We start from the raw sequence: 15,695 nt of genomic DNA, 5'->3' as shown, positions 1-15,695 counted from the left end.
ATGACCACACAGGAGTCGCAAGCGTGTCCGGTGCCCACGGTCGCGGTGAGCACCGGACCACCGGACGCCTGCCCCGCGTCGGGACCGCCCGGCAATGAGCTGGGGCCCATCGCGCCCAGCTACGACCACCTGCACCGCATCGACCTGATCGGGGCGGCGAGGGAGGCCTGCCCCACCGAGCCCGGCTCGTACGAGTCCACGGTCCGCGCGGTGTTCCAGGCGGCCGAGGTGTGCCTGCTCAACCTGGCCCGCCTGACCGACCGCGGCCGCAAGGCGGTCAAGGCCCGCGACTACGCGTCCGCCTCCCGCTACATCCAGTGGAGCATGGGCTTCCACCGGCTCCTGCGCGGCCTCGGCAAGGTGAGCCAGGAACTGCAGAGCCTCTCCGGGCGGACCTCCCGCCCCGGGGTGCGTTCGGTGGACATCGCCGAGACCGCGGGATGCCAGGCGTACATCGACGAACTGCGCGCCTTCGACGACGAGGTCCGCTGCTCGCTGCTGGTCAGCGACCCGCTCACGGTGCGGGCCACCATCGCCACCCGCAGCATCGACGACGACCTGTACCGGCTCCTGCACGGCATCCGGATCTGCAGCCACGACGCCACCAAGTGGGAGAGCGACCTCTCCGGCGTGCCGCTGCCGCTCGAAGGGGAGCTGAACACGCTCCTGGCCACGGGCCTCCTCGCCGACGCCGTCGCCGCGACCGAACTCCACCCCGGCACCATGCACGGCGAGTTCGTCGCGCTGCACCAGGTCCCGGAGATCCTCAGCGCGGAGTCCAACGACCACCTGGAGCTGGCCGTACGCGACGTACGGGCACGCACCCTCAGCAGCGCCGCGTCGCACCTGGCGCTCTGCAACGCCGTCCTCGGCCCCATGGTCGAGGCGCAGCGGGTCATGGCGGAGCTGCTCGCCACCGGCGAGTACCACGGCTTCCGGAAGAACCTCGGTCCCGCCAGCGGCACCCACTCCCTTGCGATCAAGCAGCACATGTTCAAGGACCTCTTCAAGCACTTCTGGAACGAGATCTCGACATGGCTCGGCGCGGCCGGCGAGGGCTCCCTCGAAGACGCGGCCCTGGCGATCGACGCCGAACGGCACAAGGACGCCGACTCCTGGCTCCGTCACCAGCTGCTGCACCAGGCGTTCCGGCTTCACCACACGTACCAGGAGTGGCGGCACGAGCACCTGCACATGCCGCGCAACTGCCTGGGAAGCGGCGGGACCAAGTCGATGATCGGCGTCTCCGACGGCCCCCAGGCCGTCTACAAGATGCGCGACGCCGCCAACGCCCAGCCCTCGCTGACCGCGCTGCACAGGGCGCGCGGCATGAAGCTGACCAGCGTCGTCGACTGCTCCCCGCTCACCGTGCTGCTCACCGATCCCACCTCGGTGGACTCGGAGCTGATGCGGGTCGTCGGTGAGGCCACCCGGGACTACTTCCCCGAGGTCCAGGAGCAGGGCTACCAGCAGTTCCACCTGGGCGCACCCGAGCGAATGCCGTAGGAAGGCGGGGCATGCCGATACATGAGTCCGAGACCGTCATGACGACCGCGACACCCGCGGCCGGCGCTCCCTCCCGGCCGGGCCTTGGAGCGCACGACGGCGCCACGTACGTCGAGAGTCTGGCCGACGGCCGCGAGGTCTGGGTCGAGGGCAAGCAGATCGACGTGACCACGCACCCCGACTTCCGGCCGATGCTGCGCACCCTCGCGGGCCTGTACGACCGGCAGCGCTCGCCCGCTCTCGCCCGCGAGATGACCTTCACCTCCGACGTCAGCGGAAACCCGGTCAGCCTCTCCTACCTGGCCCCGAGCACCCCGGAGGAGCTGGAGCGCAAGTGGCTCAACTCCCGGCACTGGGTGACGGGCTCGCACGGCCAGATATCCCGGATACCGGACTTCATGGCCAACGTGGTCGTGGGGCTCTACGACTTCCGTCACGCGCTCGGTGAGGTCGACCCCGTGTTCGCGGCCAACGCCGAGAACTACTACCTGCACTGCCGCGAGAACGACCTCGCGCTGACGCACGGCCTCGGCGATCCCCAGGTCGACCGGTCGGTCACGCCCATGCAGCGGCCCGAGCTCGGCCTGCGGGTCGTCCACCGGGACAGCGCGGGCATCGTCGTCCGCGGGGCCAAGCAGATCGCCACCCTCGCCCCGTACGCGCACGACGTCCTCATCTACCTCTCGCCCGCCAACTACCTGCGCGAGGACCCGGCGTACGTCTGCTGGTTCGGCGCCCGCCTGGACACCCCCGGCCTCAAGATCCTCTGCCGCCGCTCCTACAACGGGCCCGCCCACACGCTGGGCTCCCGCTTCGACGAGCAGGACGCCATGCTCGTCTTCGACGACGCGTTCATCCCCAACGACCGCATCTTCCTGCTCGACGACGCGAACACCGCCGTCAAGGGGTTCCGCGCGCTGAACCGCTGGTCCCTCTACACCGGGCAGATCCGCTTCCAGCACCGGCTCCGCGTCATGCTCGGCGTCGCGTCGCTGCTGGCCAAGTCCATCGGGGTCGACAAGTTCCGCGAGGTCGGCGCCATGCTCGGCGAGCTGGCCGCCTATGTGTCGGTGGTCGACCTCGCCCTCAAGACGGTCTCCCAGGAGGCCACCGAGACCCCGAGCGGCCTGCTCGCCCCGGGATCGACCGCGGCCCTCGACTCCATCGCAGGCCAGTTCTCCGAGCGCGCCTCGGCGATCGTGCGGCAGATCGGCGCCTCCGGGCTCATCATGCAGCCCGCCGAGGGCGACCTGGAGTCGGCGGAGCTGCGCGAGGCCCTCGACCTGTACATGGGCGGGCGCGAGACGTCGGTCGATGACAAGTCGCGGCTCTTCCGCCTCGCCGGTGATCTGGTCATCGACCGGTTCGGCATGCGGCAGGAGCTGTACGAGGCCTGGAACCGCGGCGACCCCACGAGGGTCCGCTCGATGCTCTACACCACGTTCGCCGACCTTCCGGCCTGCGAGTCCGCGGCCCGCGTCCTGGCCGACCTTTTGGAGCACCCGTGAACGACAGCATCGTCCTTGAGGGCGTCACCACCCACAACCTCAAGTCCGTCGACGTGGCGCTGCCCAAGGGCAAGTTCATCGTCGCGGTCGGCGTCTCCGGGTCCGGCAAGTCCTCCCTGGTCATCGACACGCTCTTCGAGCATTCGAAGTCCCTCTACCTCGGCGCCCTTTCGAGCAGATCCCTCGACCTGGGCGACGGCGACTACCAGTTCGACCGCATCGCCGGGACCCAGCCACCTGTAGCCCTGCGCCAGCGCGACGGCGGCTACAGCAACCCCCGCTCGACCGTGGGCACGCTCACCGGGATCGACGGGCTCTACCGGCTCCTGTTCGGCGCCGCCTCCCACCCCGTGTGCCCCGCCTGCTTCGGCGACACCGGACCCGATCTGCTCTGCCCCGACTGCGGCATCTACACCGAGCCGCACTCGGCCCAGCACTTCAGCCCCAACCGCCGCGAGGGCAAGTGCCTGCACTGCGACGGTGTCGGCGAACTGGTCGGGTTCTCCCTCGACCGGATCATCCCCGACCCGTCAAGGACGCTGAAGGAGATCTGGGACGGCGCGGACTCCGGCACCTTCGCCGTGCCCAACTGCCGCAAGGTGTTCGAGGCCATGGCGCAGGACACGGGCATCCCGCTCGATCGCCCCTTCGCCGGGCTCACCGACGAGCAGCGCGAGCGGGTCCTGCACGGCTCCGACACCGTCTACAGCATCAAGCTGAACAAAGTCACCAACGACTTCAGGTTCGAGGGAATCCTCGGCTTCCTGGAACGCGCGTACAAGAACGCCAGCAGCCCCGCCCGGCGCAACGCCTTCGCCAACTACCTGGCCAGCGAGGTCTGCCCGGCCTGCGAGGGAGGCCGGCTGCGCACCGAGTCGCTGAAGGCCTCCGTCGCCGGGCTCACCTTCCCGCAGTTCCAGCGCGACGAACTCTCCACCTCGACCGAGCGGCTCCAGGAGGCGCTCTCGGCGGGGAAGCTGCCGGGGCAGGTCCGCGGCCTTGCCGAGGAGATCGTCAAGAAGTCCACCAACATCCGGCAGGTGGGCCTCGGCCACCTCCAGCTGCGCCGCCCCATCGTCACCCTCTCCGGCGGTGAGCTGCAGCGACTGCTGCTCGCCCAGCACCTGGCGAGCGACCTGACCGGCGTCATGTACGTACTGGACGAGCCCACCGCGGGCCTGCACGACGCGGACACCGAGAACGTCCTCGCCTCGCTGCGGCGCCTGCGCGACCTCGGCAACACCGTCATCGCCATCGAGCACGACGAGAGCGTGATCACCGCGGCCGACTGGGTGGTCGAGCTCGGCCCCGGCGCGGGCTCCCGGGGCGGCGAAGTGGTCTTCGAGGGCCCCGTGGCGGAGCTTTTGAAGACGCCCGACTCCCCGACGGCGAAGGCGCTGCGCTCCCGGCCCGCCGCCCGGGAGAGCGCCGACCTGTCCGACGCCCAGTGGCTCGACGTACGCGCCCTCACCCGCAACAACGTCGAGGATCAGGCGGTACGTCTGCCCCTGCGCGGACTCACCTGCGTCACCGGAGTCTCCGGGGCCGGAAAGAGCTCGCTGATCGGCAGTCTCCACGACCGGCTGAAGGCGGGGCTCAAGAGTGTGGCGGCGGGCCGCGGCACCGGGACCGCGGGCGGCGACATCGACGGCATCCAGCATCTCGACGACGTGATCTACGTCGAGAAGCGCCCCATCGGGCGGTCCAGCCGCAGCACGCTGGCGACCTACATCGGCATCGGCGACCACATCCGCGACGCCTTCGCGGGCAGTGAGGACGCGGTCGAACGCGGCCTGGGCCGGGCCGAGTTCAGCGCCAACGTCGTCGGCGGCCGCTGCCCCGCGTGCAAGGGCCTCGGGCTCGCGGAAGTCGACATGACCCTCTTCCGCAGCGAACACGTCGTGTGCTCCGAGTGCGACGGCCGGCGCTTCCAGGACCACGTGCTCGACGTGCGGCTGCACGGCCGCAACATCCACGACGTCCTGTCGATGACGGTCGAGGACGCCCTGGCCTGGTTCGACGGTCTCGGCACCACCAAGGTCGTGAAGATCCTGACCGTCCTCGACGAGTTCGGCCTCGGCTACCTGCTGCTCGGCTCCTCCACCACCACCCTCTCCGGCGGCGAGGCCCAGCGACTCAACCTGGCCGCGGAACTCATCAAGCAGCGCCGCAGCGGCACCCTGTTCATCTTCGACGAGCCCACGCGCGGCCTGCACCCGGCCGACACCCGGCACCTGTTGGCCCTCTTCGAACGCCTCGTCGCCTCCGGCAACACCATCGTCGCCATCGAGCACACCCTGCGCGTCGTCGCCGTCGCCGACTGGGTCATCGACATCGGCCCGGGCGCGGGCCGCGCCGGTGGCAAGGTCATCCACTGCGGTACGCCCGCGGAGCTGCTCGGGGCCGAGGGCTCGGCCACCGCGACGCATCTGCGCCGGGCACTGGAGGGCCGCACCGCCCCCACCTCGCCGGGGCAGCCGACGCTGTCCGCCCGGACGATGAGCCCGCTGGCGGGGGCCAAGGAGCTGCTGCCGACCGCGGTGGCCATCGTGACCGGCTGCGACGGCGCCGCGGGGAACGGCGCCCCGGCGCCGCGCGGGCTGACCGTCGCCTCCCTCACGACGGTCTCGGAGGATCCCGGCCTCATCGGCTTCGTGGTGAAGGCGGAGAGCTCCAGCTGGGCGAGCATCGCCCCCCGGCTGCACTTCTGCGTCAACATCCTGAGCGACCAGCAGGCGGACATCGCCCGCGTCTTCGCACGCACCAGGCCCGACCTCCGCTTCGACGACGTGGAGTGGGCCGCGACCGCGAACGGCTGCCCCCGTATCGAGGGCGCCTTCGGCTTCATCGACTGCCGGACGGCCGCCAGCTACCGGATGGGGGACCACCTGCTGATCCTCGGCACGGTCCACAGGGCCGAGGCCGACGACACGCTCAAGCCGCTGCGGCGGGGCGGGAACGGGCGCGACGCCGACTACGGCTGGACCCTGGCCGGCGAGCTGGCCGAGGCGGGTGCCGCCTCATGAACCCCGTGGCAGACCGGTTCGACGCGCATTTCGCGCGGTGGCTGCGCACCCTGGAGGCCGACGCGCACCACGGCTCCTCCGTGACAGGGGAAGCCCCGCCGCTGTCCGCGCCGGTGAGGTACGGCGAATGGGCGGCCCCTGACGGTGACACGCATGCGATCCGGATGACCCAGCCGGAGTGGGTGCTTGGCCAGCTCGACCTCGTCACCGCCCTCGGCGACCTCATCACCCCCGACGACGTGGCGGTCGTCGCCGTCCCCTACGAACTGTCCCTTGAGGGAGCCGCCGTCGAGCGGGCCATCGAAGCGCTCGGTGCCTGCCTCATCAGCGTCGGCACCAGCAACACGATCTGCCCGGTCCCACGGCTCCTCGACCTGATCCACCGGTACGAGGTGACGACGCTGGCCTGCCCGCCCCAGCTGGCCGCCGAACTGGCCGCGCTCGACGAGGCGGCCGGACGGGACCCGAGGGCGTCCACCGTCCGCACCATCCTCGCGACCCGCCCTGCCGCCCCCGAGCGGCTGCGGCGCGTCGCGGCGAGGTGGGGCGCGGTGGCCTCCGGGGTCTTCAGCACCCCGTTCAGGCCCGCCACGGCCACCACCTGCGCGGCCGGGCGGCTCCACCTGCTGGAGGACCGCTTCGATGCGGGCCTCCGGTCGCCGACGCCGGGCCGCATCGACCGCGACGCCACCCGTGGGGAACTCGTGCTCACCGTCCCCGGCTCCCAGTCGGCCGCGCCGGTGGAACTGCCGACCGGAGAGCTCGTCGAACTCCGCCCACCGCACACGCCCTGCGCGTGCGGCTCCGAACGGCGCGTCGTCACCCCGCTCGGACGGGTGGCCGACGCCGTCGCCACCCCGGAGGGCCCGATCACCCAAGTCGACGTGGAGCACTGCCTGTTCACCTCTCCGGAGCCCCGGGGGCAGGTCGCGAGTACGCGCGAAGGCGAGCGCCTGTCCGTGGCCTTCGCCGTACGGAGCAGCGGCGGTCCGGCGCTTCAGGAGCTCGCCCTGAGCCGGCTCGGGCCCGCCGTCGAGCTGACGCCGTTCGTCGAAGACATCGCCGGAACCGACACCCGCACGAGGAGCAGCAGATGAAGGTAGCGGTAGTCCAGACACGCTGGGCCGACGATCCGGCCGACGGCCTGCGCAACGCCCACAAGGCCATCGAGGAGGCCACCGAGTCCGGCGACGTCGACGTGCTCTGCTTCCCGGAGTTCTTCCTCGGCCCGCCCTGGTACATGCCGGGCCAGGACCACCTGCGGGGCCGCACCGACACCCGCATCCCCGGACCGGTCATCGAGACCTTCCAGGAACTGGCGCGCGGCACCCGCACCAACATGGTGCTCGGCGCGATCGTCGAGGAGCTCGACGACGGCATGTACAGCAACACCTCGCTGTTCCTGAACAGGGACGGCGAGATCGCCGGGCGGGCCGCCAAGGCGCACATGTTCGGCAACGAGATCGTGGTGTGCCGCCCGGCCGACTCGCTGGGCATCATCGAGACCGACTTCGGCCGGGTCGGGCTCGCCGTCTGCTCCGACTTCTGGGTGCCCGAGGCCATCCGCGTCATGGCGCTCGCCGGGGTGCACACCGTCTTCGTACCGGGCGGTACACTGCGCCAGAACCAGGCGCTGATGGTCAACGCGCTCCGCACCACCGCGTACCTGAACGGCGTGAACGTGGTGTACGCCAGCTCCGTCGGCCTGGTCGAGGGCACCCGGGGCGACCGGGTGGTGCAGATCCACTTCGCGGGCACCAGCCTCGTGGTGTCACCGGAGGGCGTGATGGCGCAGGCCGGCAGCGCCCGGCCGCAGATCCTCCACGCCGACCTGGCTCCGCCGCCCCCGGACAACGACGGCAGCGACTGGATCGCCATGCGGCGCCCCGGGGCGTACGGGCCGCTCCTCGGAGCGTACGAGGGCATGAGCCGTGACCTCGCGGCGGAGCTGCGCACCAACCTGGCCGAGGACGCCGGACAGCAGCGGCAGCCGACCGGGGCCCCCGCGACGCAGCCGACGGGAGCGTGACGATGACCAGGATCTTCGTGGCCCAGTACCGCCGCCACGCCGACGCGCAGAGCACCGTGGACGCGGTCCTCAAGTACCTCGACGCCAAGGTCACGGCCCGGGCCGGATTCGTCGTGCTGCCCGAGAACGCCTTCGCCCCCGCGACCGCGGGCCCACTGCCCGCCGCGCTGCGGGACCAGGCCCTCGAACGCCTCGCCGAGCTGGCCCGGCGCCACGGCACCTACGTACTCACCGGATCGTGGGCCGAGGAGCACGGACCCGGCGGGAGCCCGCACCAGGTCACCCACCTCCTGGACCCCGCAGGCGAGGTCCGTGCCGTCGTCCGGCGCGCCGTCGACGACCGGGGCCGCACCCTCACCGGCGACGACTTCCCCGTGGTGGACACCGAGCACGGCCGGGTCGGGGTGCTGCTCGGCCCGGACTTCTGGCTGGTCGAGCCGCCCCGCATTCAGTGCCTCGCGGGAGCCGAGCTCCTTCTCGTGGCCGGTTCGACCAGTGGCGCGGCGACCGACAGCCAGCACGCCGCGGTCTGGGGCCTCGCCACGCTCAACACCGTCGGCATCGCCCTCGCCAGTGCGCTCGACGCGCCATCGGCGGGCGGCTCCGGCGTCGCCGTCCCCGACGGCTTCCTGGCCTGGGCCGGCACCCAGGAGGCCGTGGTCAGCGCCGCCTGGGACCTGGCGCACATCCGCCACCTGCGCCAGCCGGACCTGCGCTTCCAGGAGACCCTGTGGTTCGGCCTGTGGGCGCGGCGGCCCGACCTGTACACGAGCCTCGCCGACGGGGAGCACCCCTCCGGCGCCGCCGTCGACGCGGGGAGCTGACATGCGCCGAGCCGGTCTCCCCGAATCCGCGGTACGCACCGACATCACCGCGGCCCTCGCCGAGGACGTCCGCTGGCCCCGGGTGCTCAACTCCATCTGCACCCAGCCGCATCCGCTGGCCGTCGAGATGTCCCACGCCGCGGCGCACACCAACCTCGGCGACGTACGGATCTTCCGCGGCACCAAGCGGATCGAACGCAAGGTCGTCGCGCTCCTCCTGGACCTGCTCGGCCACCCCCGGGGGGCGGGGAGCCTGGTCTCGGGGGGCACCGAGGCCAATCTGCTCGCCGTCCTCGCCGCCCGCCAGGAGGCGCGGATCTCCGGACGGCTGACGGAGCGCCCGGAAGTCGTCGTCGGAAGCACCGTCCACTTCTCGTTCGACAAGATCTTCGCCGCCCTCGGCATCACCCCCGTGCGCGTCCCCGTCGACGACGGTCTGCGGCTCGCGCCCGACGCCGTGGCGGCGGCGGTGACCGAGCACACCATCGCGGCGGTGGCCACCGCGGGGAGCAGCGAACTGGGGGTGGTGGATGCGGTCGACGACATCGCCGCCGCCCTCGCCGGGCGCGGGGTGTGGCTGCATGTGGACGCGGCCACGGGAGGCTTCATCATCCCGTTCGCGCGCGAACTCGGCCGCCCGCTGCCGCAGTTCGACTTCCAGGTCGACGGCGTCCGGTCGATCACCATCGACCCCCACAAGTACGGCCTGGCGAACGTCCCCGCGGGCGCGATCCTCTTCCGGGACCAGGAGGCGTACCAGGCCGACTCGTTCTTCCTCGACACCCCCGCGCACACCACGCTCCTCGGCACCCGCCCCGGCAGCGCCGCGGTCGCGACCTACGCCGTACTCGAACACCTCGGCAGGGACGGCTTCGTCGAGGTCACCCGCGCCAACTACGAGAACACCCGCTACCTGACCACGCAGCTGGCCGAGGCCGGGTACGACCTCCTCGTCGAACCCGACCTGAACATCGTGGTCGCCCGGGTCCCGCACGCCGCCGAGGTGTCACGCCGCCTCGACTCCGCGGGCTGGATCGTCTCCACCTCCAGGCGCTTCGACGACGGGCTTCGCCTCGTGGTGGCCAGGCACGTCACCCGGGACGTCATCGACGAGTTCCTGCCCGCCCTGGTCAAGGCCGATCACGAAGTCCGGGCGGAGGCGGCCGGATGAGGGCTCCCGCCCTCGCCACGACGATCCCGATCCCCTAGGAGTCCCACGTTGAGCCTGTTCCGCGGAGAAGGACTCACCCTTGCCGCCGTCCAGACGCGGATCGACCCAGGACGGCGCGAGGAGAACCAGGCCCGCGCGGCGGACCTGCTCGCCTCGGCGGCCGAGCAGGGCGCAGGCCTGGCCTGCCTGCCCGCGTCCTTCGCCACCGGAGTCAACTTCCCCTCGCTGCGCAAGGACGCGACGCCCCTGGACGGCCCCGTCATGAGCTTCCTCGCCGAGCAGGCGCAGCGGCACACGATGCACATCGCGGCCGGCGTGCTCCTCTCGGAGGGCCGGGACATCTACGACACCGCCGTCCTCGTCGGCCCCTCGGGCGACCTGCTCTGCCTGTACCGCAGGGCCTGTCTGTGGGCGGGCGAGCGGGACTACCTGGCGGCCGGGGAGCCCGTCGACGCCGTCAAGACCCCGATCGGCCGCATCGGCCTCCAGGTCAGCTACGACCTGCGCTTCCCCGAGGCGAGCAGGCACTTCCTCACCCAGGGCGTCGACGTCGTCGTGTGCGTCGCGGCCCTGTTCGCCGACTTCTCGCACCACGTCAGGACCCTGGCCCGGGCCCGCGCCGCCGACAACGCCACCGCCCTCGTGTTCAGCAGCGGCTCCGGCGAGAACCGTTTCGTGGGCATGCCGTACGTGGGCCGCAGCTGCATCGTCGACGGCCTGACCCAAGGCGTCACCGACGACGACGCCGATGTGCTCGCGGAGGTCCCGGCCCGCAGCCGCGAGGGCGTCGCGACCGCCACGCTGTACCCGCGCAGGCGGCAGAAGACCAGTGCCGGGCTGCCGTTCCGTGCGGACACCGAGGCGACCTGGCGCACCTCCTACATCTGGGAGGGGCCGTGACGGCACCGGCTTACCGAAGGCGCGACGCCCAGGCGTCACCACCAGGCTCCGGCTTCAGCGTGTCGGAGTGGCTCGGCGACGTGTTCCGGCTCGTGGCCCTCGACCTCCGCCAGTTCTTCGACAACCGGCTGTACGCCGTCTCCACCTTCCTCACGTCCGTGTCGATGGTCCTCGCCTTCGGCGCGGCCACGGACCAGATGGACAGCCCCACCGCTGACGCGGCCAACTTCTTCGACTTCGTGTTCCCCGGCATCCTCGCCGCGGGCATCATGTTCAGCTGCACGTACTCCGTCGGCTACACGATCATCGTCGACCGGAACCGGCGCACCATCGAGGACCTGATCCTCTCGCCCCTCTCGTACTCGGGGTTCCTCCTGGCGCGGTTCGTCGGAGTCACCCTGAAGTGCCTCTTCCAGTTCGCCGCGGTCCTGCTCCTCGGCCTCCTGGTGTTCGACGCCGCCGTCGACTCCGTGCCGCTCGCCACCCTCGCCTTCGTCACCGGATGTCTGGCGTTCGCGGGGCTCGGTGTGGTCGTGGCCACCTTCTCCAACGAGATCTCGTTCCCCGCCGTCGTCAACATCATCGTCATCCCGCTCATGTACTTCGCCGGTGTCTTCTTCCCCCTGCAGAACCTGGGGTGGGTGGGCGACGTCATGGAACGGCTCCCGCTCTCCGTCAACGTCGAGCTGTTCAGGGCGGCCACCGGGCAGGGCCCGTCGCCGTCGGTGGAGACCATCGTCCTGGCCGTCGCCTACGCCGTCGTGGCGGTGGGTGTGTCGGCGTACGCCTTCAGACAGAGGATCGGCCGTGGCTAGCGCACACGACAACCGCGTCCCGGTGCTCCAGGTCTCCGGCCTGGCCTACCGCGTCAGCCCCGAATTCGGCCTTCAGGGCATCGGGTTCGACGTCGGGGCGGGTGACGGCGTCGCGATCATCGGGTCCAACGGCGCGGGCAAGACCACCCTCATCAGGCTCATCGCCGGGCTGCTCAAACCCCGGGCCGGCGACGTGCGGGTGTGCGGCACCGAGGCCAGGCGCTGGGGCAAGGTGAGCCGCCACATCGGCTACGTACAGCAGTCGAAGGAGCTGCCCGACGGAGTGACGGTCGAGGCGTACGTACGCCATCAGCTCCGCCTGCACCGGGCCGAACCCGCCCGGCTGCCCGAACTCCTCGCCCTGGCCGACCTGGAGAGCTACGCCGGGCAGTACGTGCGGACGCTGTCCGGCGGCAGCCAGCGCAAGCTGCACATCATCACGGCCGTCGCGCACCGCCCCGACCTGCTGATCCTCGACGAGCCGACCTCGGGCCTCGACCCCGGCGCCCGGCAGACGCTCCTCGAACTGCTGGCCAACCTGAAGAAGGACGGCGTCGGCGTGCTCTACGCGAGCCACCACCGCCAGGAACTCGACGCCCTGGCCGACTCCGTCGTCGTCCTGCACAAGGGCCGACAGGCCAAGGGCGCCTCGCTGGACGACATCGCCCGCTCGGCGGGCAACCCGCGCCTCGCCCTCGAAACGTATCCGGACGCCGACCCCGGACCGCTCCAGAGCTGGTCCGAACGGCTCCTCCAGAGCCACGAAGGCGTCCGGGCGGTCCGTCCGACACGCACCGGCGCCGACATCGAACTGCCCGACGGCGAGCACCCCGAGGCGCTCGGAGAGATCGTCTCGCTCGCACACGCCGAAGGCATCGGGCTTCGTGCCGCCTTCTACCACCGGGCCACTCTCGCGGAGATCGTCCGGACCATCGCCCACCACGAAGGACTGGGAGAGAGCTGATGAGCATCACGACGACCAGCATGCCGTTCTGGAAGGAATATCCGGAGCGGGACAGCGAGTGGGTCAGGCAGTACCCCACCAAGCACGTCATGGTCACCGAGGAGGAGGTCTTCACCACCAAGCCGATGGGTGTGTACATGCACATCCCGTTCTGCAACCGGCTCTGCTTCAGCTGCCCGTACATCAAGTTCCAGACCGAGCGCGACCTGACCCTGGCCTACCTCGACGCCCTCAAGGCCGAGATCACCAACTACGCGAACCGGCCCTACATCCAGGACCACACGATCACCCTCGGCTACATCGGCGGCGGCACGCCGACCTCGCTGACCGCCCAGCAGCTCGACGACCTGCTCGGGCACCTGCACAGCAGCTTCAACTTCGCGCCCGACGCCGACTTCTCCATCGAGACCACGCCGATCGACATCACCGAACGCAAGGCGAAGGTGCTGCTCGAACGGGGCGTGCGCCGCATCAGCCTCGGTGTGCAGACGTTCGTCGAGGAGGAGCTGAAGAACCTGGGCCGCCCCAGCGACCCGGAGATGCTCAAGGCCAGCATCCGCCTGCTGCAGGCGGCCGGCTTCGAGAACATCAACATCGACCTGATGCACGGCATCAACGGGCAGACCATGGAGGGCTGGGAGCACAGCCTCGATGTGGCGATCGACCTCGGCGTCACCTGCGTGTCCTTCTACACGTACATGGAGTTCGCCCAGGTCTCCACCAAGCGCCGCAAGCTGCCGCCCGTCCCGGACCGCCAGACGGTCGACGACATGTTCTTCTTCGCCGCCGACAAGCTCACCAAGAACGGCTTCCTCGGCTACTACGGCGACTGTTTCGCCAAGCCGGGCTTCCAGCCCAAGTACGGCGAGACGTCCTGGAGCGAGGACATCCCCATCATCCCGCTCGGCCCCACCGCCACCGGCCACCTGCGTGAGCACTGGTACTTCAACGAACCCGACATCGGGCGGTACGTCCAGACCGTGCGGGAGGGCCGTCTGCCCATCTCGATGGGGCGGCACATCCCCAAGCCGGAGGCCATCCGCAGGTCGATGGTGCTCGGCGTCAAGGCGGGCCGGGTCAACCGCGAGCGCTTCATGCGGCTGCACGGCGTGGACTTCATGGAGATGTTCGCCGACGAGATCTCCGACCTCGTCGAGAAGGGCCTCGTCGAGGTCAAGGACGACGGCATCGAGGTGACGGGCCCCAAGGGCTGGTACTACCTCGACAACATCTCCAAGGCGTTCTACTCCCCGGAGTTCCGCCGCTATCCGCAGCACCTGGGGGCCGACATCACCGGCTTCATCTCGCCCCAGCGTGCCCTTCCCCTCGCTGTTGTCAACGCTGGTTCTGAAGGAGGCTGCAATGACTGTTGAGGCGCCGCTGCTGGACCTCGCCGAGCGGGTCCCCCTGACGCAGCCCTACACCGACATCGAGGCCGTCCGCGCGTACGACCTCGGCATGCGCCGCTCCGCCCTGATGGCGTACAAGCGCCCGACCGAGCGCATCCTGGCGGCCCACCGCGAGGGCATGACCGACTTCGTCGACATCGGCTTCAACACGGGACTCCTCTCCCTGCACGTCTCCGGGCGGCTGCCCGAAGTCGCCGTGTCGGGCGTCGAGGAGCACAACAACCTCGTCGACGTCGCCGAGGACAACCTGACGCTGTGCGTCTGGGCCAACACGGCGGGGGACGTCGAGTTCGAGCACTCCAAGCTCAGCCGGCTCCCCTTCGCCGACGACTCCGCGGACATCGTCTACTCGTTCTCCTCGCTGCACCGCTGGCGCCGCCCCGTGGAGACGCTCAAGGAGGCCGCGCGCATCTGCAAGCCCGGCGGGACGGTCCTCATCGAGGACGTGAACCGGCTGGCCGAAGAGGGGCACATCACGTTCATCCTCCAGTTCGTCAAGGAGGGCGGCGAGCAGTTCATGCGCTCGCTCAAGGCCGCCTACTCGCCGGAGCAGATCCGGGAACTGCTGCACGAGGCCGGGCTCGACGACTGGCACGTGGTCGAGGAGGACCTGGGCCTCGTCATCTCCAACCGCCCCGTCGTTCCGGTGAGCATGTGATGGGCCGACTCAAGATCGCGGTCGTCCAGATGGAGTCCAAACTCGGGCGGGAGCCCGCAAACCTGCGGCGGGCCGAACGCTACGTCAAGCAGGCCGCGGCCGAGGGCGCGGGCCTCGTCTGCCTCCCGGAGGCCTTCCTCACCTCCGGCAACATCCTGGAGGTCGCCGACGTGGCGGTCACCATCCCCGGCGACGCCACCGACCACCTGTGCCGCCTCGCCGCCGAGCAGGGCGTCCATATCGTCGCGGGGCTCCTGGAGCGGGGCGAGGACGCCGCGTACTACAGCACCTCGGTACTCATCGACCGCACCGGCGAGCTGCGCGGCACCTACCGGCGCGTGCACCGCCACGAGCTGGAGAGCCGCTACCTGTCCGGTGGCAGCGAGTACCCCACGTTCGACCTCGACATCGGGCGGATCGGCCTCATGCAGGGCTACGACGTGAACTTCCCCGAAGTGACCAGGGAGTACCTGCGCCGCTCGGTGGACATCGTCGTGTGCTCCGCGCTGGTGCCGGACATGTTCACGTACCTGGTCGACATGCGACTGCCGGTGCGGGCGGTCGACGGCGAGTGCGTGCTCGCCTTCGCCTCCGGCGTCGGCAGCAACCTCTACGCCGGCTTCGGCTACATGGGGCGCAGCCAGATCCTGGCCGACCCCCTCTTCCTGGAGTCGGAGCGATTCGACTTCGAGGACGGCGACGAACGCATGGTGCTGCTCGCCGAGGGCGAGGGCGTGGGCGTCGTCGAGGTCGACATCGACCGGATGCGCCGCTACCGGGACAAGGCAACACTGCGGGGCGACGCCCAGCCTGGCACCTACTGGCGGCCGGTCACCGACGCCGCCACGGCACCGGCCACGGCGTCCCTCCATACGTAGGAGCGTT

Annotated in this window: 13 protein-coding genes; all 13 read left to right on the top strand. The window is 70.6% G+C overall.

Annotated features, from left to right (window positions below; translation table 11 throughout):
* The 13 genes from AC07DI_RS02215 to AC07DI_RS02155 are packed head-to-tail and all read left to right on the top strand — an operon-like array spanning position 1 to position 15,688.
* On the top strand, positions 1–1,506 hold the full coding sequence (locus tag AC07DI_RS02215; RefSeq protein ID WP_478901587.1) for a hypothetical protein: 1,506 nt from the start codon (positions 1–3) through the stop codon (positions 1,504–1,506).
* A gap of 11 nt (positions 1,507–1,517) precedes the next feature.
* Positions 1,518–3,014 carry a 4-hydroxyphenylacetate 3-hydroxylase N-terminal domain-containing protein gene (locus tag AC07DI_RS02210; protein ID WP_478901585.1) on the top strand — a complete coding sequence of 499 codons (1,497 nt, stop codon included), beginning with the start codon at positions 1,518–1,520 and terminating at the stop codon, positions 3,012–3,014.
* The gene (locus AC07DI_RS02205; protein ID WP_478901584.1) at positions 3,011–6,040 is read left to right on the top strand and encodes a flavin reductase; all 3,030 of its coding nucleotides are present in this window, start codon (positions 3,011–3,013) and stop codon (positions 6,038–6,040) included. The genes AC07DI_RS02210 and AC07DI_RS02205 overlap by 4 nt, the downstream gene beginning before the upstream one ends.
* Complete coding sequence (locus AC07DI_RS02200) at positions 6,037–7,137, top strand: phenylacetate--CoA ligase family protein (protein WP_478901582.1); 1,101 nt, start codon at positions 6,037–6,039, stop codon at positions 7,135–7,137. The genes AC07DI_RS02205 and AC07DI_RS02200 overlap by 4 nt, the downstream gene beginning before the upstream one ends.
* A complete protein-coding gene (locus tag AC07DI_RS02195) occupies positions 7,134–8,069 on the top strand; it encodes a carbon-nitrogen hydrolase family protein (RefSeq protein ID WP_478901580.1) in 936 nt (311 codons plus the stop codon). The genes AC07DI_RS02200 and AC07DI_RS02195 overlap by 4 nt, the downstream gene beginning before the upstream one ends.
* A gap of 2 nt (positions 8,070–8,071) precedes the next feature.
* Positions 8,072–8,893, top strand: a complete 822-nt coding sequence (locus tag AC07DI_RS02190) for a carbon-nitrogen hydrolase family protein (protein WP_478901579.1) — start codon at positions 8,072–8,074, stop codon at positions 8,891–8,893.
* A 1-nt stretch (position 8,894) separates the two neighbouring features.
* The gene (mfnA, locus tag AC07DI_RS02185; protein ID WP_478901578.1) at positions 8,895–10,064 is read left to right on the top strand and encodes a tyrosine decarboxylase MfnA; all 1,170 of its coding nucleotides are present in this window, start codon (positions 8,895–8,897) and stop codon (positions 10,062–10,064) included.
* 48 nt (positions 10,065–10,112) lie between these two features.
* Positions 10,113–10,964 (top strand): carbon-nitrogen hydrolase family protein, encoded by an 852-nt coding sequence (locus AC07DI_RS02180; RefSeq protein WP_478901576.1) that lies wholly within the window; start codon positions 10,113–10,115, stop codon positions 10,962–10,964.
* Positions 10,961–11,779 carry an ABC transporter permease gene (locus tag AC07DI_RS02175; RefSeq protein ID WP_478901574.1) on the top strand — a complete coding sequence of 273 codons (819 nt, stop codon included), beginning with the start codon at positions 10,961–10,963 and terminating at the stop codon, positions 11,777–11,779. Before AC07DI_RS02180 ends, AC07DI_RS02175 begins: the two co-directional genes overlap by 4 nt.
* Complete coding sequence (locus AC07DI_RS02170) at positions 11,772–12,743, top strand: ABC transporter ATP-binding protein (protein WP_478901572.1); 972 nt, start codon at positions 11,772–11,774, stop codon at positions 12,741–12,743. The genes AC07DI_RS02175 and AC07DI_RS02170 overlap by 8 nt, the downstream gene beginning before the upstream one ends.
* Positions 12,743–14,116 carry a coproporphyrinogen-III oxidase family protein gene (locus AC07DI_RS02165; protein ID WP_384259970.1) on the top strand — a complete coding sequence of 458 codons (1,374 nt, stop codon included), beginning with the start codon at positions 12,743–12,745 and terminating at the stop codon, positions 14,114–14,116. The genes AC07DI_RS02170 and AC07DI_RS02165 overlap by 1 nt, the downstream gene beginning before the upstream one ends.
* Positions 14,106–14,810: a class I SAM-dependent methyltransferase gene (locus AC07DI_RS02160; RefSeq protein ID WP_384259972.1), complete on the top strand. Its 705-nt coding sequence runs from the start codon at positions 14,106–14,108 to the stop codon at positions 14,808–14,810. Before AC07DI_RS02165 ends, AC07DI_RS02160 begins: the two co-directional genes overlap by 11 nt.
* Positions 14,810–15,688 (top strand): carbon-nitrogen hydrolase family protein, encoded by an 879-nt coding sequence (locus AC07DI_RS02155; protein ID WP_384259975.1) that lies wholly within the window; start codon positions 14,810–14,812, stop codon positions 15,686–15,688. The genes AC07DI_RS02160 and AC07DI_RS02155 overlap by 1 nt, the downstream gene beginning before the upstream one ends.
* Positions 15,689–15,695 lie beyond the last annotated feature (7 nt).

The organism is Streptomyces sp. NPDC044106 (genome assembly GCF_056433985.1).
This window is presented reverse-complemented; position numbering and strand designations above follow the sequence as displayed.